This is a genomic window from Pseudomonas sp. So3.2b (genome assembly GCF_019464415.1).
Lineage (GTDB): Bacteria > Pseudomonadota > Gammaproteobacteria > Pseudomonadales > Pseudomonadaceae > Aquipseudomonas > Aquipseudomonas shahriarae.
The window spans coordinates 1,774,098-1,790,391 of record NZ_CP080494.1; the positions used below are offsets into that span (position 1 = coordinate 1,774,098).

The 16,294-nt window shown below is 58.1% G+C and carries 20 protein-coding genes; 14 read left to right on the top strand and 6 right to left on the bottom strand.

All coding sequences use genetic code 11. The features are described 5' to 3' along the window. From K1X80_RS07980 to K1X80_RS08035, 12 genes are all read left to right on the top strand, one after another. On the top strand, nucleotides 1-846 hold the full coding sequence (locus tag K1X80_RS07980; protein WP_220172805.1) for a phage tail protein: 846 nt from the start codon (nucleotides 1-3) through the stop codon (nucleotides 844-846). Beyond that, nucleotides 821-1,027: a tail protein X gene (locus K1X80_RS07985; protein WP_220172806.1), complete on the top strand. Its 207-nt coding sequence runs from the start codon at nucleotides 821-823 to the stop codon at nucleotides 1,025-1,027. Before K1X80_RS07980 ends, K1X80_RS07985 begins: the two co-directional genes overlap by 26 nt. A gap of 16 nt (nucleotides 1,028-1,043) precedes the next feature. After that, on the top strand, nucleotides 1,044-2,087 hold the full coding sequence (locus K1X80_RS07990; RefSeq protein WP_220172807.1) for a phage late control D family protein: 1,044 nt from the start codon (nucleotides 1,044-1,046) through the stop codon (nucleotides 2,085-2,087). A 64-nt stretch (nucleotides 2,088-2,151) separates the two neighbouring features. Further along, nucleotides 2,152-2,715, top strand: a complete 564-nt coding sequence (locus K1X80_RS07995; protein ID WP_220172808.1) for a glycoside hydrolase family 19 protein — start codon at nucleotides 2,152-2,154, stop codon at nucleotides 2,713-2,715. Beyond that, entirely contained in the window at nucleotides 2,697-3,239 is a 543-nt protein-coding gene (locus K1X80_RS08000; protein ID WP_220172809.1) for a lysis system i-spanin subunit Rz, read from the top strand. The genes K1X80_RS07995 and K1X80_RS08000 overlap by 19 nt, the downstream gene beginning before the upstream one ends. 149 nt (nucleotides 3,240-3,388) lie before the next feature. Continuing rightward, nucleotides 3,389-4,183, top strand: coding sequence for a DNA adenine methylase (locus K1X80_RS08005; RefSeq protein WP_220172810.1), 795 nt, complete (start codon nucleotides 3,389-3,391; stop codon nucleotides 4,181-4,183). Between the two features lie 291 nt (nucleotides 4,184-4,474). Next, nucleotides 4,475-5,962 carry a SulP family inorganic anion transporter gene (locus tag K1X80_RS08010; RefSeq protein ID WP_220172811.1) on the top strand — a complete coding sequence of 496 codons (1,488 nt, stop codon included), beginning with the start codon at nucleotides 4,475-4,477 and terminating at the stop codon, nucleotides 5,960-5,962. Between the two features lie 11 nt (nucleotides 5,963-5,973). After that, on the top strand, nucleotides 5,974-6,825 hold the full coding sequence (locus tag K1X80_RS08015) for a universal stress protein (protein WP_220172812.1): 852 nt from the start codon (nucleotides 5,974-5,976) through the stop codon (nucleotides 6,823-6,825). Between the two features lie 90 nt (nucleotides 6,826-6,915). Continuing rightward, nucleotides 6,916-7,449, top strand: coding sequence for an NUDIX hydrolase (locus K1X80_RS08020; protein WP_220172813.1), 534 nt, complete (start codon nucleotides 6,916-6,918; stop codon nucleotides 7,447-7,449). A gap of 254 nt (nucleotides 7,450-7,703) precedes the next feature. Then, nucleotides 7,704-8,558 (top strand): hypothetical protein, encoded by an 855-nt coding sequence (locus K1X80_RS08025; protein WP_220172814.1) that lies wholly within the window; start codon nucleotides 7,704-7,706, stop codon nucleotides 8,556-8,558. Nucleotides 8,559-8,964: 406 nt separating this feature from the next. Then, nucleotides 8,965-9,219, top strand: coding sequence for a hypothetical protein (locus tag K1X80_RS08030; RefSeq protein WP_169989322.1), 255 nt, complete (start codon nucleotides 8,965-8,967; stop codon nucleotides 9,217-9,219). A 188-nt stretch (nucleotides 9,220-9,407) separates the two neighbouring features. Beyond that, nucleotides 9,408-9,554, top strand: a complete 147-nt coding sequence (locus K1X80_RS08035) for a hypothetical protein (RefSeq protein ID WP_162947713.1) — start codon at nucleotides 9,408-9,410, stop codon at nucleotides 9,552-9,554. 30 nt (nucleotides 9,555-9,584) lie between these two features. Here K1X80_RS08035 and K1X80_RS08040 read toward each other — a convergent pair whose 3' ends face one another. Both K1X80_RS08040 and K1X80_RS08045 read right to left on the bottom strand, forming a co-directional pair. Further along, on the bottom strand, nucleotides 9,585-9,977 hold the full coding sequence (locus K1X80_RS08040) for a VOC family protein (protein ID WP_057441310.1): 393 nt from the start codon (nucleotides 9,975-9,977) through the stop codon (nucleotides 9,585-9,587). A 67-nt stretch (nucleotides 9,978-10,044) separates the two neighbouring features. Next, nucleotides 10,045-10,242, bottom strand: coding sequence for a hypothetical protein (locus tag K1X80_RS08045; protein WP_057441308.1), 198 nt, complete (start codon nucleotides 10,240-10,242; stop codon nucleotides 10,045-10,047). Between the two features lie 108 nt (nucleotides 10,243-10,350). Between K1X80_RS08045 and K1X80_RS08050 the strand changes: the two genes are divergently transcribed. Then, entirely contained in the window at nucleotides 10,351-11,253 is a 903-nt protein-coding gene (locus K1X80_RS08050) for a LysR family transcriptional regulator (protein ID WP_057958792.1), read from the top strand. A gap of 17 nt (nucleotides 11,254-11,270) precedes the next feature. On the opposite strand, the gene K1X80_RS08055 is transcribed toward K1X80_RS08050, so the two are convergent. The 4 genes from K1X80_RS08055 to K1X80_RS08070 all read right to left on the bottom strand — a co-directional run bounded on the left by K1X80_RS08055 (nucleotide 11,271) and on the right by K1X80_RS08070 (nucleotide 15,228). Then, nucleotides 11,271-12,227: a LysR family transcriptional regulator gene (locus tag K1X80_RS08055; protein ID WP_057441306.1), complete on the bottom strand. Its 957-nt coding sequence runs from the start codon at nucleotides 12,225-12,227 to the stop codon at nucleotides 11,271-11,273. Between the two features lie 137 nt (nucleotides 12,228-12,364). Continuing rightward, the gene (locus tag K1X80_RS08060) at nucleotides 12,365-13,552 is read right to left on the bottom strand and encodes a cyanate transporter (protein WP_057958793.1); all 1,188 of its coding nucleotides are present in this window, start codon (nucleotides 13,550-13,552) and stop codon (nucleotides 12,365-12,367) included. 161 nt (nucleotides 13,553-13,713) lie between these two features. After that, the gene (locus tag K1X80_RS08065; protein ID WP_128593600.1) at nucleotides 13,714-14,328 is read right to left on the bottom strand and encodes an NAD(P)-dependent oxidoreductase; all 615 of its coding nucleotides are present in this window, start codon (nucleotides 14,326-14,328) and stop codon (nucleotides 13,714-13,716) included. Between the two features lie 33 nt (nucleotides 14,329-14,361). Then, nucleotides 14,362-15,228, bottom strand: coding sequence for an MBL fold metallo-hydrolase (locus K1X80_RS08070; RefSeq protein ID WP_115127602.1), 867 nt, complete (start codon nucleotides 15,226-15,228; stop codon nucleotides 14,362-14,364). 113 nt (nucleotides 15,229-15,341) lie between these two features. Between K1X80_RS08070 and K1X80_RS08075 the strand changes: the two genes are divergently transcribed. Beyond that, nucleotides 15,342-16,256, top strand: a complete 915-nt coding sequence (locus K1X80_RS08075) for a LysR family transcriptional regulator (RefSeq protein WP_057441299.1) — start codon at nucleotides 15,342-15,344, stop codon at nucleotides 16,254-16,256. The last annotated feature ends 38 nt before the right edge of the window (nucleotides 16,257-16,294 follow it).

The following is a 16,294-nucleotide window of genomic DNA, read 5'->3' on the forward strand; positions in this document are numbered from 1 at the left end:
ATGACTTACCTGGAACAATTGCAGTCAGGTTTCAAATACCTGGTTAAGGCTGGGGAGGCGGGGCGTCGTAGCATCGATGACATGATCGGCCCGGTGAACGGCGCGATCAGCGAAATTACTGGCGCTGCCGAGGAAATTGCCAACCTTCCCGGTGTGCCGCCCGGTGTTGGTGTAAAGCTGCAACGGGTTATGCGTGGGATTGGCACGGCGCAGTCCAAAGTCGGTGCCGTTCTGGCTACCTACAACAAGGCGACTCGGACGATGACGGGCATCGATGAGCGCATGGGCACGCTCAAGGAACAGGTCTTTCGTGCCGGGACGGCGATCAACAAGGTCGCCGGCCAGATCGATCCCCGCCTGGCAAACATCCTGCCGACCAGTGCCCTGGCGCCCAATGCCACACCCATGGCGGAAGCGGTCAAACCGTTCCCGCATTTGCTGATCCTGCAGCCACTGCAAACCAATGCCCAGCCGTTCTACTTCAACCTGGACACGGCCGCTTTCGATGAACTGCGCCGGCAGACAGAGTTTCGCTGGGCCTCGCAAGAGCGCCTAAGCCGCCGGCCGGCGCAGCAGGGCGTGGGTATGGGGGAGGAAAAGTTGAGCCTCAAGGGGGCGATCTTTCCCACCTTCAAGGGCGGGCTCAAACAACTGGATACCCTGCGCTCCATCGGGGCCAAGCTGCTACCGCTCAACTTGACCACTGGCTATGGCTTCGTGCTGGGCACCTGGTGCTTGCGCAGCCTGGAGGAAGAGCAGGGTGCGTTGCTGGCCGGTGGGATCCCGCGTAAGCAAACCTTTAGTTTGGAGTTCACGCGCTATGGCGACGATATGCAGAACGTCTGATGGCGACCTGCTGGATACCCTGTGTTACCAGCAGTACGGGCACCTGAACGGCACGGTCGAGGCGGTGCTGGCGGCGAATCGGTTGTTGGCGGACGAGCGTCAGCCGTTTCGGGCTGGTCTGATAATCAGCTTTCCTGATGTGGCCGAGCCAATAGTCGAGCAGGTGCAGTTGTGGGATTGAACAACGAGGTTCGAACATGAAACCCACCTTTCGGATTGTTGCTGATGGTTCCGATATCACCGCATTGATCAATGACCGTCTGCTGTTGCTGCGTACCTTGGACAAACCCGGCATGGAGTCGGACGAATTCGAGCTGCGCATCGACGACCGTGACGGCGCCGTCACATTGCCCAAGCGCGGCGCCGGTATTGAGATCTACCTCGGCTACGGTAGCAACGCACTGGCCCGCTTGGGCCGATATACGGTTGACGACATCGAGGTCTCTGGCCCGCCCGACACCCTGGTGATTCGTGGCAAGGCCAGCGACATGCGAGGCAGTGGCAAAACCACCCGTAGCGGCAGTTGGGAAAACGTCCCGTTGTCCCGGATCGTCAGCGACATCGGCGCTCGCAACGGTTGGGTGCCAGAGTGTTCAGTGGCAACGGTAGTGCCTCGGGCTGATCAGTTGAATGAATCAGACTTCAACTTCATCACCCGGCTCGCCAAGGACCATGACTGCACCGCGAAGGTCGCCGACAGCAAGTTGTTGGTCCTTCCTCGCCAACGCGGGCAAACAGCCAGCGGCAAATCCCTGGCGGCGGTCATCATCCGGCGTAGTGATGTCAGCCGCTGGCAATTCCGTTTCACCGACCGCACTACGCAGAAGGCCGTTAAGGCTAAGTACCAGGACAAGAAAACCGGCGAGCTGGTCAACCTGTCCCTGGACAATGAAGACGCGCCGGCAGGATTGCCACCTGTTCACACCGACCGGCACATCCATCCTAACAAGTCTGCTGCCGAGCAGGCAGCCAAGGCGCGCCTTGCAGCGTTCAACCGCTCAACCGCCGAGGTCCGGCTGGAGATGGTCGGTCGCACGGATCTGTTCGCGGAACGGCAGATTAACGCGCAAGGCTTCAAGGAAGGCCTCGACGGCGTGTTTCTGGTGGACTCGGTGGAACAGGTATTCACCCAAACCGGCTGGAGCACCACGGTCGAATGCAATGCAGGGAAGAAGGGCAAGGCCAAGGCGGTCGGAAAGAAAGCGAAAAAGTCCAAAGAGGTCAAAGTATTGGAGCTGTGACCTGGCCTTTCTGTTCCATCACCCGCCGCCTTCGAGCGGTATTTTTTTTGTCTGGGAAAACGCGATGTCCATCACCGAGCAGCAACTCCAACGCATCATGCCCAACGCCCGCCGCCAAGCGGGCGTTTTTGTATCTGCCCTAAACACAGCCATGGCAAATCGACAGATCGATACGCCGAAGCGCCAGGCCGCGTTCCTCGCCCAGGTCGGGCATGAGTCCGGCCAGCTTCAATACGTGCGTGAATTGGGGGGTGAGCAGTACCTCAGTAAATACGACACCGGCACCCTTGCTGCCAGGTTGGGTAACACCCCGGAAGCTGATGGCGATGGTCAGCGCTATCGTGGTCGCGGACTGATCCAGGTCACCGGGCACAACAACTACTTGCGTTGCAGCCTGGCGCTATTTGGCGATGAACGCTTGCTACGCACGCCGGAACTGTTGGAGCTGCCGCAATGGGCCGCCGAGTCGGCGGCGTGGTTTTGGTGGGTGAATGGGTTGAACCTGCTTGCTGACAAGGAGCAGTTCAACACCATCACCCGCCGGATCAATGGTGGCCTCAACGGCTTGGAGGATCGGTTACAGCTTTGGGGTAGGGCGAGGGCGGTGTTATGCGTCTCCTCGACCTGATCCCCGCCCAGTTCCGAATCGCCGCCGTCAGCCTGCTGTTGATGATGCTGGCCGTCGGATCTGCTGCATTGGCCTGGACCGTCCAAGGCTGGCGGTACGGTCAGCAGTTTGAGCGCCAAGCTCGCCTCCAGGCTGACACCCTCAACGAGCTTGCCCAGGCATCTGCCAGACAGCAGCGAACAGAGCAGGATAAGCGCCTGGCACTGGAGCGGCGCCTGCAGAGCAAAGATGAAACCCACCACAAGGAATTGACCAATGAGCAAACGAAACAGGCTCGCCTGCGTGATCGCCTGGCTACTGCTGATCTGCGGTTGTCAGTCGTACTCGCCGCCACCGACGCCACCGGCAGTTGTTCAGTGCCAGCCACCGCCACCACCGGCCGCGTGGTTCATGGCCCCACAAGAGCCCAACTTGACCCAGCGCATGCTCAACGAATTATCGGCATCACCGATGCCGGCGACCAAGGATTGATCGCCCTGCTGGCCTGTCAGGCCTACGCAAAAGAAGTCTCTACACAGAAGTAAAAGGAGCGGCCGGGCAGGATGCGTCAACATCCAACCCGGCCACCTTCCCCGCAGAACGTCCCTGCAAGTCCAGCCAAGGCTCCTGCTTCGTGCACAAAGCGAAGTGAGCCTAGCACTGTTTATCCATACAGCAAAGGTCTTGCTTTTATATGTCTACACCCATCATCCCTTGGATGGGCGGCAAACGCCGCCTAGCCGACCGCCTGATCCCGCTCTTCCCACCCCACGAATGCTACGTCGAAGTTTTTGCCGGCGGCGCCGCACTTTACTTCATGCGACCCCAGGCCGCGCCGGTTGAAGTCCTCAACGACATCAACGGCGACCTCGTGACGCTCTACCGCGTCGTACAGAACCACCTGGAAGAATTCGTACGCCAGTTCAAATGGGCGCTGAGTTCTCGGCAGGTGTTCGAGTGGCAGAAGATGACCCGCCCTGAAACCCTTACCGACATCCAGCGCGCCGCTCGGTTTTTCTACCTGCAGCATCATGCCTTCGCCGGCAAGGTGACGGGGCAGACGTTTGGTACCGCGACGACGGGGCCGGCAATCAACCTGCTTCGGATCGAGGAAAACCTGTCTGCAGCGTGGCAACGGTTATCCGGCACCTATGTTGAAAATCTGGGCTGGCTTGAGTGTGCCGAGCGCTACGACCGTCCCCATACCTTCCACTACATGGATCCGCCTTACTGGCAGACGGCCGGTTATGGCGTGGATTTTCCCTTTGAGAATTACGAGCGAATGGCTGATTTTATGAGGCGTTGCAAGGGGAAGGTGATGGTCAGCATCAACGATCACCCGGACATCCGCCGGGTATTCGAAGGTTTCCATTTTGAAACAATCGACATCCGCTACAGCAACACAAACCAACGGCAAGGCAAGGCCGAGGTTAGCGGAGAATTAGTGATCATGAACTGGGAACCAGCCGCCTTAGGAGGGCTGTTTTGATGGTCGCCATCGAGGCCGGCTTCGTTGTATACTGCCGGCACCGCATACCCCCTTGAGCTACAGGAATATCAGCATGACTGTACTCCAAACGATGTACTGGCAGCCTACGCCGCCTTAGCGCTACGCCCCCCTCGCAACACCTTGCTTCCGCTAGTTTCGCTCGCGGATGCGTACTGCTGTACGCCTGGTTTTTGACCTAAAGCACACAGCGCAATAATCCTAAAATTTGAATTAGTATCGATTTGCTCGCCGTCCGTTTGGCGTGTGCGATGCTTTGCCCTGGATATTTCTATGCTGCAAAAACTTAGACAAACGTGGTTTTCCAACGTCCGTGGAGATGTGCTCGCGGGAATCGTAGTCGCACTCGCGCTGATTCCGGAAGCAATTGCTTTTTCCATCATCGCCGGCGTCGACCCTAAGGTCGGTCTCTACGCCTCCTTCTGTATCTGCGCCGTAATCGCCTTCGTCGGAGGACGCCCAGGCATGATCTCGGCAGCTACAGGTGCGATGGCACTGTTGATGGTCACGCTGGTAAAAGATCATGGACTTCAGTATCTGCTGGCAGCCACCTTGCTCTGTGGGGTACTCCAAATCCTCGCGGGTTACCTGAAACTCGGTTCACTGATGCGCTTCGTCTCCCGCTCAGTGGTCACTGGTTTCGTAAACGCATTGGCTATTCTGATTTTCATGGCGCAGTTGCCTGAATTAACCAACGTCACCTGGCATGTATACGCCATGACCGCAGCAGGCCTCGGAATTATCTACCTGTTTCCGTATGTACCGAAGATTGGCAAGCTGATTCCTTCGCCGCTCGTGTGCATTTTGACCCTGACTGCTATCGCGATTTACCTGGGGCTGGATATTCGTACCGTTGGCGACATGGGGCAACTGCCGGACACGTTGCCGATTTTCCTGTGGCCTGAAGTGCCGCTGAACCTTGAAACCTTGCGCATCATCTTTCCTTACTCCGCAGCGCTGGCAGTTGTAGGCTTACTGGAGTCGATGATGACCGCGACCATCGTCGACGACCTCACCGATACCACCAGCAACAAAAATCGCGAGTGCAAAGGTCAGGGTGTGGCCAACATCGCTGCCGGCGTGCTTGGCGGGATGGCAGGTTGCGCGATGATCGGCCAGTCGATTATCAATGTGAAATCGGGTGGGCGTACCCGCCTCTCGACGTTATGCGCGGGGATCTTCCTGCTGCTGATGGTGGTGTTTCTCGGTGAATGGCTCTCCAAAATACCGATGGCAGCACTCGTTGCAGTAATGATCATGGTCTCCATCGGCACATTTAGCTGGGATTCACTTCGCAACCTGAAAAAGCACCCGCTATCGACCAACCTTGTAATGGTCGCAACCGTGGTGGTGGTCGTGGCAACGCATAACTTGGCTTACGGCGTATTGGTTGGCGTACTGCTGGCTTCGCTATTCTTTGCGAACAAGGTAGGACACTACCTCGACATCAAGAGCACTCTTGAAGAAGATGAGTCGCATCGGACTTATCGTGTCATGGGGCAAGTATTCTTCAGCTCGGCAGACAAGTTCACCGACGTGTTTGATTTCAAGGAGGCGCTCAATAAGGTCACCATCGATCTTACACAGGCGCACTTTTGGGATATCACCGCCGTCGCAGCGCTGGATAAAGTGGTTATCAAGTTCCGTCGTGAAGGTGCCGAGGTCGAAGTGCTGGGTCTCAACGAAGCAAGCGCGACAATCGTTGACCGCTTTGGCGTGCATGACAAACCTGGCGCTATCGACAAGCTCATGAGCCACTAAGGAGAACGACAATGACTCACGTAATGGCATGCATTGATAACTCTCAATCCTCATTGGCGGTCTGCGACTATGCAGCATGGGCGTCGCAACGACTTAGTGCCCCGCTGACTTTGCTCCATGTGCTGGATAAGGAGAAATATCCGGCATCCGCCGATCTCAGCGGTAATATCGGTCTTGGCAGCAGAGAATATCTATTGGAAGAACTGGCTACGCTAGATGCGCAGCGTGCCAAGCTCGCCTTGGAGCAAGGGCAACATATGCTTGAAAAGGCCCGCGAGCGGACGGTCATCTCCGGTGCCGTAGCGCCTGACCTGAAACAGCGACATGGCCACCTCGTTGAAAGCCTGAGCGACCTGCAGGAAGATATTCGCCTACTGGTTATAGGGAGAGTGGGTGAAGACAGCACGCACAACGCTCACACTCTTGGCCGCCAGATTGAAGCAGTTGTCCGAACTATCCATCGGCCCATTCTGATTACAAGCAGAAAATTTAAACAGCCAGAGAGGGTAATGCTTGCATTTGACGGCAGCCCTACAGCCCATAGAACCGTGCAGATGCTTGCTTCCAGCCCATTGTGCGAAGGCCTGCCGATTCATATCGTTATGGTTGGAATAGATTCTCAAGACAACCAGAACGAGCTTGAGAAAGCACGAAGCATACTTATCTCGTCCGGCCTGAAGGTTCAAGCCGAGATCCGGTCAGGCGAGGTAGAATCGGTTCTGCATGCGTATCAAGCCGAGCACGCCATCGATCTCCTGGTCATGGGCGCGTATGGGCACTCACGCATCAGGCAGTTTTTGGTAGGTAGCACGACGACGACGATGCTGCGAACAGTCACTCTTCCGGTATTGCTGCTTCGGTGAAACAGCGTCCCGACCACAGTATTTCCAAAGTCCGGAAATGCTGTGGCGATCCTGAATGATGATTAACTGAACTTGCTGCAACGAGACCACATGCAACTCATAGCCGAAATTATTCATCCAGAGCTGAAATCCATGCAGGGCAGAGTATTCCGTCGTCATGCTGCACGCGGCATCGTATTGCGAGATGAACAGATCCTGCTGCTATTCACTGAGCGGTATAACGATTTTAGCTTTCCTGGCGGCGGTCTTAATGCTGGCGAGGACATCGTCACAGGGCTGAAGCGTGAGCTTGAGGAGGAGACTGGTGCTCGCGAAATTCAGATACGCCGGCACTATGGTTATATTGAAGAGTACCGGCCCTACTGGAAGCCCCAATACGACTTGATGCATATGACTTCGCATTTTTATCTTTGCGGAGTAGCGTTACAGCTAGATCCAGTGAGAATGGAAAGTCATGAAATAGCTAATGGTATGCGTCCTGTTTGGATCAACCTGCAAGAGGCCATTACACACAATGAAGCCGTGATGCAGCGTCAGGAGTCCTCGATGGGGCAGTCCATTCAGCGCGAAACTTTCATGTTGAAGAAAATCGCGTCAGAGTTGATGACGCCAATCAGCCGCTGAGAAAAGTTCTGGGAGAGCTTCGTTAGCGATCTGGGTTAATTTAGCTTGACAATACTTTTTAGATATTTTATTTTTTCAGCTAAGCCGGACTGGTCTCGTTCGGCGCTGCTGGCCTTGCGCGAATTCTTTGGATACGAGACCAACCTGCTTCAGTCGCTACGACCATTCTTTTGATACGAAACTTGACCCTAGTCAGGTGCACCACGGCCCGCCAGTTGCTGTATGAACTTTGTGCCCCTGTATGAGGTGTTTATATGGTTCGTATTCCCGTTACATTGGCCGACTTCGATAGTGGCCGCATCAAGAGCTCTGTTTCCAAGCTTAGTAAGCATCATCCCGATCAGCCTCTTAAGCCGAAGCTGTCAGTGGTGCAGCGAACCTTTGCTCAAATCTTGGGGTATGGTGGATTCGAAGATTTGCGTTCGCAGGCTAAACAAAATGGAGCTATATATACCGGTCAATCGCTGGCAATAGGGCAATTCATTGCGCCCATTTCACGGCGTTTATCGCGTCACTGGAACGTGTCGGTCGAAAAAGCGGAGGGCGTTGCGGCCGAGCTGGGCCTTATGCATCTTGACGCATTCCGCCCCACAGCTCGCCCGGTTCAGCAACTGCTTCTGCGAGAAGACCGCGTGAGCCCGTCAGGGCAATTGCCAAGCATTGGCGTATCGACTAGACCAATATTTGATGCTGTACGCCAGGCTACAGGGATGCCAGTGGCGCACATGGCTGCGCTTCGGGAAGCAATGAGGCCAATGGATGCGCTTCGGGAAGCAATGAAACCTTCGGCTCAGATGCTTGCGATTCAGGAAGCAATGAAACCTACGGCTCAGATGCTTGCGATTCAGGAAGCAATGAAACCTACGGCTCAGATGCTTGCGATTCAGGAAGCAATGAAACCTACGGCTCAGATGCTTGCGATTCAGGAAGCAATGAAACCTTCGGCTCAGATGCTTGCGATTCAGGAAGCAATGAAACCTACGGCTCAGATGCTTGCGATTCAGGAAGCAATGAAACCTACGGCTCAGATGCTTGCGATTCAGGAAGCAATGAAACCTTCGGCTCAGATGCTTGCGATTCTGGATGCGCTTAAGCCCAAAACCCATTAATTACTCTGCCTAGGGGGGGAGTGGTCAAAATGATGTTTAGGGCAAATTTAGGGCAAATCTAGGGCCGCAATAGACCGCAGGAGGCCAAAGGACAAGGCGGATAAGCCCATGTTTGTTGGCCTTGAGCGGCCTATGACGACGAAAGAGGGGGTTCGAATCCCTATCTCTCCGCCATTACACAGAAAAAGCCCCGTAGTTGAAAAACTACGGGGCTTTTTCGTTTCCGAAACTTGCTGAAAATACCGCCTCCTACGATTCACTCCCCGTACTACTCAACACTCCCACCTTTCATGCAGGCTTCCAAAACGTTACGCACAGCGCCTGCGTTGCGCGCCCCTCTGTAAGTCAATATCGTTTGCCGTGTGCGAGATAGTTCTCCCATCCCAACACTGCAAAGGAATGCCTGATGAGTAAAAACACGAAAAAGACCTCCGACAAGATGGCCACGTTAGCAGCCGAAACCCTGAATAATCCAAACGCCTCAGCTATCGCCAGAAGCTTGGCTGCCTCGGCGTTGGCTCAGAGTGGTACGGATAAGCAGACCAGTGCGCAGATGGAGGAGAAAGCTGGAAAGACGCTTCAGAGCGATCAGTACAGCGAGCAGACGAGAGCGCTTGCCGCCTCTGTGCTCTCCCAATCCAATAAAGAGCGAGGAAGCTGAGAGGCGACCCTTCTGAATAAGGCCGGTGGTTGTTTCCATAGGTTATGGGGGAATGCGCTGTCTTACCTGAGGCTGTCCATTTCTCACGAAAAGGCTTGGCTTGCCACCATCCATCAGAAAAGCTGTCCATGGCTATCTCCAGTTCTATGCTGGGTCATAAGACCAATTCTTATGGATGGGAGGTGGGTATGAATAACGAACCCAAGCCACGCGACGACTCGGCGCAGGAGCGGGCTCGGCGGCTTCACGAAGAAGAGAAACCGCAGACCTGGAAGCACCCGGATGATGGGACGGAATTGTCCGAGCGCGACCAGGAGCGCCCGCTTAAGCCCTGACGTCCGACGATGAGAGCGCCCCCAGCGCTTTCATCCGGCTATCGGCGTACACAGCTCTACCAGCGTGCCATCCGGGCAGCGCACGTAAGACACTACCTGGCCCCAGGGCTTGCTGCTCGGTGCCGAGAGTTCGCTGGCACCTGCGGCCAGCGCTTTGGCGTGGGCCGCCGGTACGTCTTCGGTTACAAACCCCAGCTCCATGCCCAGCGGTTGCTTCGAGGTATGGGCGGCGACGTGCCCACCCTTGAAGTTCATCTCCCCCAGCTCATGGGCGGCGAAGGACAACGTAGTGCCCCCGGTTTCCAACTCGCCATAGGTCCCTGATTCATGCAGGAAGCGTCGGCTGAAGCCAAAGGCCTTTTCGAAAAACTGCAGTGACGCGGCCACGTCCGGGACGTAGACGATGGTGTAGGCGAATTTCATGGCTAAGCGCTCCTTGCTTGAAGAAAGTGGCTAATTAGAGGGCGAGGCGCCGGGCTCGTCAATCTGCCTATACCAGCAGCGCCGTGGGAAACCCCGACGCCAGGACCAGATACGCAACGATGGCGGCCAGGCACAGCCCGACAAACACCCGCAGCAGCGTCCTGGCGGTTGGGTGGGCGATGAGTCTGATACTCCAGATACACAGCCCGGCCATAAGGATGGCCAGGGCAAGAATGACCAGCACGGGGATGTTCTCGGTTGTCATGGAAGCTGATTTATAGTCTCAAACACGTGGGTTGGATAGTCGACGCATAGACGCAGGCCCTGCAGTGTTCCTAAACTGCCGGCAGTCTTGGGCTGTAGGGCGTTTGCCATGAATCGCAATGAATTACGCAAGGCCGACATCAACCTGATGGTGGTCTTTGAAACGCTGATGCTCGAGCGCAACGTAACGCGTGTGGCAGAGAAGCTGTTTCTCGGCCAACCCACGGTCAGTTCGGCCCTCAACCGCTTGCGCACGTTGTTCAACGACCCGCTGTTTATCCGTGTCGGCCATCGTATGGAGCCCACGGCGCGGGCCGAGGAGCTTATCTTGCATCTGTCGCCGGCCCTGGACTCGCTGTCGGCGGCGTTGAGCCTTACCCATGATTTCGATCCGTCTGTCAGTACCATGACCTTTCGCATCGGCCTGTCCGATGACGTCGAGTTCGGCCTGTTGCCGCCGCTGTTGCGGGCCCTGCGCACCGAAGCGCCGCAGGTGGTGTTTGTGGTGCAGCATGTCGATTACTGGCGGATCCCGGACTTGCTGGCCTCTGGCGATATCACCGTCGGCATCACCCAGACCCGTGGCCTGCCGGCCAATGCCAAGCGCAAGTTGTTGCGCCATATCCGCCCCAGCGTGCTACGCGCAGATGCCTCGGATCAGCCGTTGACCCTCGATGAATATTGCTCACGACCCCATGTGCTGGTGTCCCACACCGCCAACGTCGCAGGGTTTGCCGATGAGTGGCTGGCGGAGATCGGTCGCAAGCGGCATGTGGTGTTATCTGTGCCGCAATACAGTTCCTTGCCGGCACTGCTGGCCGGCACCGATATGATCGCCAGCCTGCCGGATTACACGGCCCAGGCCATGGCCGCAGCGGGCAATCTGTTTTGTGAGCCGTTCCCGTTCGATACGCCGACCCTGGACTTGTCCATGGTCTGGCTCAGCCACGTTGACAGTGACCCCGCCGAACGCTGGATGCGCTCGCGGCTGGAAGCATTTATGGGGGGCTGAGAGCGCTAAGCGGCACGTCATCTCTGCGCTTCTCTTGCCGCATCCTGCTTGACGCTTGCCACTGCCTTGACCACCTGCTCGCGAAACCACGCGTTGGCAGTTTCCTGCTCGCTGACGTCGTTCCACTGCATATCCAGAGTGAACCCTGGCAGGCCGTTGGGGGCTTCGCAGTGGCCGAACTGCGGCTCCAGGGCCAGTAGCTGTTGCACACGCCGGGGCAGGGTGACGATAAAGTCGGTGCCGGCAATCATCTTCAACGCCGCGCTGTAGCTGTTGGCCCGGGCGATAACCTGGCGCTTGTGGGCCTGGCGGGCGAGCCAGCCGTCGATCATGTTGGTGTCCGAGGTCCAGGGTGTCGGGAATACATGGCGGCGGGCCACAAACGACTGCAGGCTGAACGCCGGCTCGCGCGGGGCGGCGCGTTTATCGAAGACGCAGACCAGGTCGTCCTCCAGCAGCATCTGCGTCCTGAGATCCTTGTGCTCACGGTGAAAGTGCGGGCCGAAGCAAATCACCAGGTCCAGGCGCCCGTCGCGCAGGGCCTCGACGGGAATCTCGGTTTCCAGCTTCTGCACATTGACGATCACTGGCAGGTCGGCGTGATCGAAGTGTTTCAGCAACCTGGGCAGGATCAGTTGCTCGAAGTATTCGGGCGCGCAAAGGTTGAAGGTGACGGCTTTTTGCGTGGGGTCGAACGTCTGGGCGCCCGCGTGGCAGAGGTTGATGCTTTCGAGGATTTTCTGCACATGCCCGTACATGCTGCTGGCTTTGTAGGTCGGGCGCATGCCCGCACGGGTGTTGATAAACAGATCGTCTTCGAAGCTGGTGCGCAGTTTCTTCAGGCTGTAACTGACCGTGGACTGGCTGACAAACAGGGTTTCGGACACATCGGTGACGCTGCTTTGCTCATACACAGCGACAAACACCATCAGGTCCTGCATATCGAGCTTTCTAAGCAAGTTGCTGTTTAGCATTCGTTCCGTCCGTGAGCCTGTTGCGCGACCGCAGCGCAAACAAGGCAAAATGTTAACGGAACGCTCGTGCCAATAGAAAGGTCTGTCGGACCTTTCTATGTCTGTTGTGGGACAGATACTGTTTGGAACACGACGCCCTAGCGAATATGCCGTGCGTAGTGGCGCGGGTCGAAGCGCAGGACCATCAGCAGCATCACCCCCACCACCGCCGTGAGCGACCACCAGGCCCATTCGAAACTGCCCAGTTGGTCGCGAATCACCCCAGCGATCAGTGGCGACACGCCAGCAATCAGGTAGCCGATACCCTGCACGAAGGCTGTCAGGCCACCCGCACGGCGCGGGTTGTCCAGGTGGTCCAGGGACAGGATCAGGCTCATTGGGAACAGCCCGCCAATGCCCAGGCCCAGCAGGCATGGCCACAGGAGGGTGAGGTGCTGTGGGGAGAGGATCAGGCCACAGAAGCCGGCGATGATCAGCACCAGCAACACGGCCACCACAGCGCGCTTGTCCTGGCGCCGGTTGGCGATGGCCGGGGTGATCAGCCCGGAGACTACCTCCATGGCGGTCAGGAAACCCAGCAGCAAACCGGCACTCTGTTCGCTCCAGCCCTGCTCGACGTAGTACGGCGCCAGCCATGCCAGCACGCAGGTGTAGGAAGCGGTCCCGAGGCCGAAGAATATCGCCAGCAACCACGCGCGGCGATTACCCCAAAACGACGCCTGCGCACCGGTAGCGGCGTGGGGCAGGGGAGGCAATGCCGCGTGCTGGGCATACCAGAACAGCAGCGCCAGCACGGCGAGCACCGCCCAGATGGCCAGGCCGATCCGCCAACTGCCGGTCTGCACCTGGATAAACGGCGAGAATGACGCCGCCAATGCCGCGCCGCCCATGATCGCGGTGACGTACAGGCCCATGAACAGTGAAACATTGTCACGAAAGCGCGACTTGATCAGCGCCGGCATCAACGCCTGGATCAGCGCAATGCCCACGCCGGCGGCGATGGCGCTGAGGATCAATTCGGCGGCGGAGTCGAGAAATAGCCGTGACAGCGTGGCGAGGCCAATCACTACCAGCGACAGCACGATGCTGCGATGTTCGCCAAAGCGTTTGCCCAGGCCCATGCCGAAGAACATCGCCAAGCCCATCGCCATCACCGGCAGCATGGTCAACAACGACGCGGTGCTGAAATTCAGCGGCATATCGCCACGGATCGACGATAACAAAGGACCGACTGCTGCCATGGACGGGCGCAGGTTGAGGGCCACCAGCACAACACTGATCATCAGCCAGAGAGCGGTGGTGGGTTTGGCGTGGACGTTTTCCATGGGCGGGCCTTGAATGGACAAGGCTGCTATTAGGCGGCTGCGCAGGGCAGTGGGCAAATCAGAAAGTCGCAGGGACTATTGAAAAAACCGGCACCGGCTTGTGTGGGAACCGGGTAAGACAGTTCCCACACAAGCCAGGGCGATTTCGTCGGCAGGGTGTGTCAGTAACCCACGGTAAAGCGTTGGCGCGAATGCTTCGGTGTTTCCACTTCGTCAATCAGGGCAATGGCGAAGTCGGCAAAGCTGATCCAACTACGGCCTGCGCTGCTCACCAACAGGTCGTCCTGGCCCAGGCGGAAGGTGCCGGTGCGCTCGGTCTCGACAAACTCTGCCGAGGGCGAAAGGAAGGTCCAGTCCAGGCCCTTTTCCTGACGCAAGGTGTCGAGGAATGCCACGCCAGCACTGGCCTCGGCCTTGTATTCGGCAGGGAAACCTTGGCTGTCGATGACCCGCCCGCCGTCCGGCAACAGCAGCGAGCCCGCGCCACCCACCACCAGCAGACGCTTCACGCCCGCCTGTTTTACCGGCCCGATCACCGCAGGCGCAGGCAGGGTGGCGAAGTGCGCAGCGCTGATCACCACGTCGCTGCCGCTGATGGCCTGTTGCAGGGCTGCAGCGTCCAGGGCGTCGGCCTGTTTGACGGTCAAGCCCGGGCGCGCAGCGATAGCTCCAGTGTTGCGTGCGATGGCCGTGACCGTATGGCCGCGACGCAGGGCTTCTTCCAGCAGTTGGCTACCGGCACGGCCGGTGGCACCAATGATTGCGATCTTGCTCATGACGTTCTCCAGTGCGGTAAGGGTTGGGTCAATTCACCACTGCATTTCGCCCTTGGCGACTTTGGCACTCAGCTCCAGGGAGCTTTCATCGGCCAGCTTCGGGTAGCGTTTTTTCATGGCTGCGATCAGGGCGGCGGAATCCTTGGCCTTGGCGGTTTCTACATCGAAAGCCTTGATGTAGTCGGCCGTGAAGGCGACGGATTTGACCGAAGGCGTGCCCAGGTAGTGGCCCGGCACCACGGTGACCGGCTTGAGTTTTTCGATACGTTGCAGGGTGCCCAGCCAATCGGCATGGGATTGCGCACCCTGGGTGTCGGCCATCCACAAGTGGATATTGTCCGAGACCACCACGCCGCCGATCACGGCCTTGATTGATGGGATCCAGACGAAACTGCGATCCGGCTGCGGGCCGTCCAGGCCGATGACTTCCAGCGGTTGCCCTTCGAGCGTCAGGCTATGGCCTTCGAGGACCTGAGGAATGATGGTCTTGGCGGGTTTGTCGGCACCCATTTTCGGGCCCCAGTAGGCGACTTTTCCGGCAACGGTGGCCTTGATATGGTCGACCACCGGCTGCGGTGCAAGGATCTTGGCCTGTGGGAAAGCGCTGGCCAGGGTGTCGAGGCCGAAGTAGTAATCCGGGTCGCCATGGCTGATATAGATGGTGGTCAGCTGTTTGCCACTGGCGCGGATCTTCTGCACCAGTTGCTCGGCCTGGCCCTTGCCGAACTGCGCGTCTACCAGGATCGCGTCTTTCTCGCCGCTGACCAGCACCGAGCTGACGGGGAAGATCGCCGATTCACCGGGGTTATACACGTCGAGAGTAAGGTCGGCGGCAGCTGCGTGAGCGGCAAAGCCGAGTACGGTGGTGGCCAATACAAAGCGCTTGAGGGTGGTGAGCATGTTCAGGTCCAGGTCAGAGGTGCCTTGGCAGGCGATGGACAGAGCTTAGTTGCACTTAACGCAGCAAAAAATGCGATGCTGGAACATAGTTTGTTTCTAAAACCGGGCAAATCATGGATCGTCTTCAAGCAATGCGCGTGTTTGTCACGGTGGTCGACTTGGGCAGCCAGTCTGCGGCCGCCGATCATCTGGACCTGTCGCGCCCAGTCGTGTCGCGCTACCTGGCAGAGCTGGAGGACTGGGTGGGCGCGCGCCTGATGCACCGCACCACGCGCAAGCTCAGCCTGACCGCCGCCGGCAGCGAAACCCTGCCGCGTTGCCGGCAGATGCTGGAATTGTCCTGCGACATGCAGGCCGCCGTCAGCGAACCGGACGACACCCCTCGTGGCCTGGTGCGCCTGAGTGTCAGCACCTCGTTTGGCCAGGCGCAACTGGCGGAGGCGATGGCCGAGTACGTCAAGCGCTACCCGCAGGTGACCATTGATCTGCAAATGCTCGACCGCACGGTGAACCTGGTGGATGAGCGCATCGACCTGGCGATTCGCACCAGCAACGACCTGGACCCCAACCTGATTGCGCGGCACCTGACGGTATGCCGCTCGGTGATCTGCGCGTCGCCGGCCTATCTGCTGGAACATCCGCAACCGCAGCGGGTAGAAGAGCTGGCGGGGCACAATTGCCTGACCCATTCCTACTTCGGCAAAAGCCTGTGGCATTTCGAGGAAGATGGCGAGCCGGTGTCGGTGCCGGTGCACGGCAACATCAGCGCCAATGAAGCCAGCACCTTGCTACGCGTGACCCTGGCCGGGGCGGGGGTGGCGATGCTGCCGACCTACCAGGCCGGCGACTACATCCGCAGCGGCCAGTTGATCCGCCTGCTGCCCCATGCCGAGCCACGGCAGATGAACATGTACGCGGTGTATGCCTCGCGCAAGCACATGCCCCAGGCGTTGCGCAGCCTTCTGGATTTCCTGGTGTTGAGGTTCCCGCCGCAGCCGCAATGGGATGCAGGGCTGGACGTGCGATAAGGCGCCTGAATACCCCTCAATACTGGCAACTCGCCCTG

Excerpts from the sequence above, each read along its gene's own strand:
- K1X80_RS07985 (WP_220172806.1), top strand. The coding sequence starts at position 821 with ATGGCGACGATATGCAGAACGTCTGATGGCGACCTGCTGGATACCCTG.
- K1X80_RS08000 (WP_220172809.1), top strand. The coding sequence starts at position 2,697 with ATGCGTCTCCTCGACCTGATCCCCGCCCAGTTCCGAATCGCCGCCGTC.
- K1X80_RS08035 (WP_162947713.1), top strand. The coding sequence starts at position 9,408 with ATGAATAACGAACCCAAGCCACGCGACGACTCGGCGCAGGAGCGGGCT.
- K1X80_RS08020 (WP_220172813.1), top strand. The coding sequence starts at position 6,916 with ATGCAACTCATAGCCGAAATTATTCATCCAGAGCTGAAATCCATGCAG.
- K1X80_RS08040 (WP_057441310.1), bottom strand. The coding sequence starts at position 9,977 with ATGAAATTCGCCTACACCATCGTCTACGTCCCGGACGTGGCCGCGTCA.
- K1X80_RS08010 (WP_220172811.1), top strand. The coding sequence starts at position 4,475 with ATGCTGCAAAAACTTAGACAAACGTGGTTTTCCAACGTCCGTGGAGAT.
- K1X80_RS08065 (WP_128593600.1), bottom strand. The coding sequence starts at position 14,328 with ATGAGCAAGATCGCAATCATTGGTGCCACCGGCCGTGCCGGTAGCCAA.
- K1X80_RS07980 (WP_220172805.1), top strand. The coding sequence starts at position 1 with ATGACTTACCTGGAACAATTGCAGTCAGGTTTCAAATACCTGGTTAAG.
- K1X80_RS08060 (WP_057958793.1), bottom strand. The coding sequence starts at position 13,552 with ATGGAAAACGTCCACGCCAAACCCACCACCGCTCTCTGGCTGATGATC.
- K1X80_RS07995 (WP_220172808.1), top strand. The coding sequence starts at position 2,152 with ATGTCCATCACCGAGCAGCAACTCCAACGCATCATGCCCAACGCCCGC.
- K1X80_RS08015 (WP_220172812.1), top strand. The coding sequence starts at position 5,974 with ATGACTCACGTAATGGCATGCATTGATAACTCTCAATCCTCATTGGCG.
- K1X80_RS08030 (WP_169989322.1), top strand. The coding sequence starts at position 8,965 with ATGAGTAAAAACACGAAAAAGACCTCCGACAAGATGGCCACGTTAGCA.
- K1X80_RS07990 (WP_220172807.1), top strand. The coding sequence starts at position 1,044 with ATGAAACCCACCTTTCGGATTGTTGCTGATGGTTCCGATATCACCGCA.
- K1X80_RS08075 (WP_057441299.1), top strand. The coding sequence starts at position 15,342 with ATGGATCGTCTTCAAGCAATGCGCGTGTTTGTCACGGTGGTCGACTTG.
- K1X80_RS08070 (WP_115127602.1), bottom strand. The coding sequence starts at position 15,228 with ATGCTCACCACCCTCAAGCGCTTTGTATTGGCCACCACCGTACTCGGC.
- K1X80_RS08005 (WP_220172810.1), top strand. The coding sequence starts at position 3,389 with ATGTCTACACCCATCATCCCTTGGATGGGCGGCAAACGCCGCCTAGCC.
- K1X80_RS08050 (WP_057958792.1), top strand. The coding sequence starts at position 10,351 with ATGAATCGCAATGAATTACGCAAGGCCGACATCAACCTGATGGTGGTC.
- K1X80_RS08055 (WP_057441306.1), bottom strand. The coding sequence starts at position 12,227 with ATGCTAAACAGCAACTTGCTTAGAAAGCTCGATATGCAGGACCTGATG.
- K1X80_RS08045 (WP_057441308.1), bottom strand. The coding sequence starts at position 10,242 with ATGACAACCGAGAACATCCCCGTGCTGGTCATTCTTGCCCTGGCCATC.
- K1X80_RS08025 (WP_220172814.1), top strand. The coding sequence starts at position 7,704 with ATGGTTCGTATTCCCGTTACATTGGCCGACTTCGATAGTGGCCGCATC.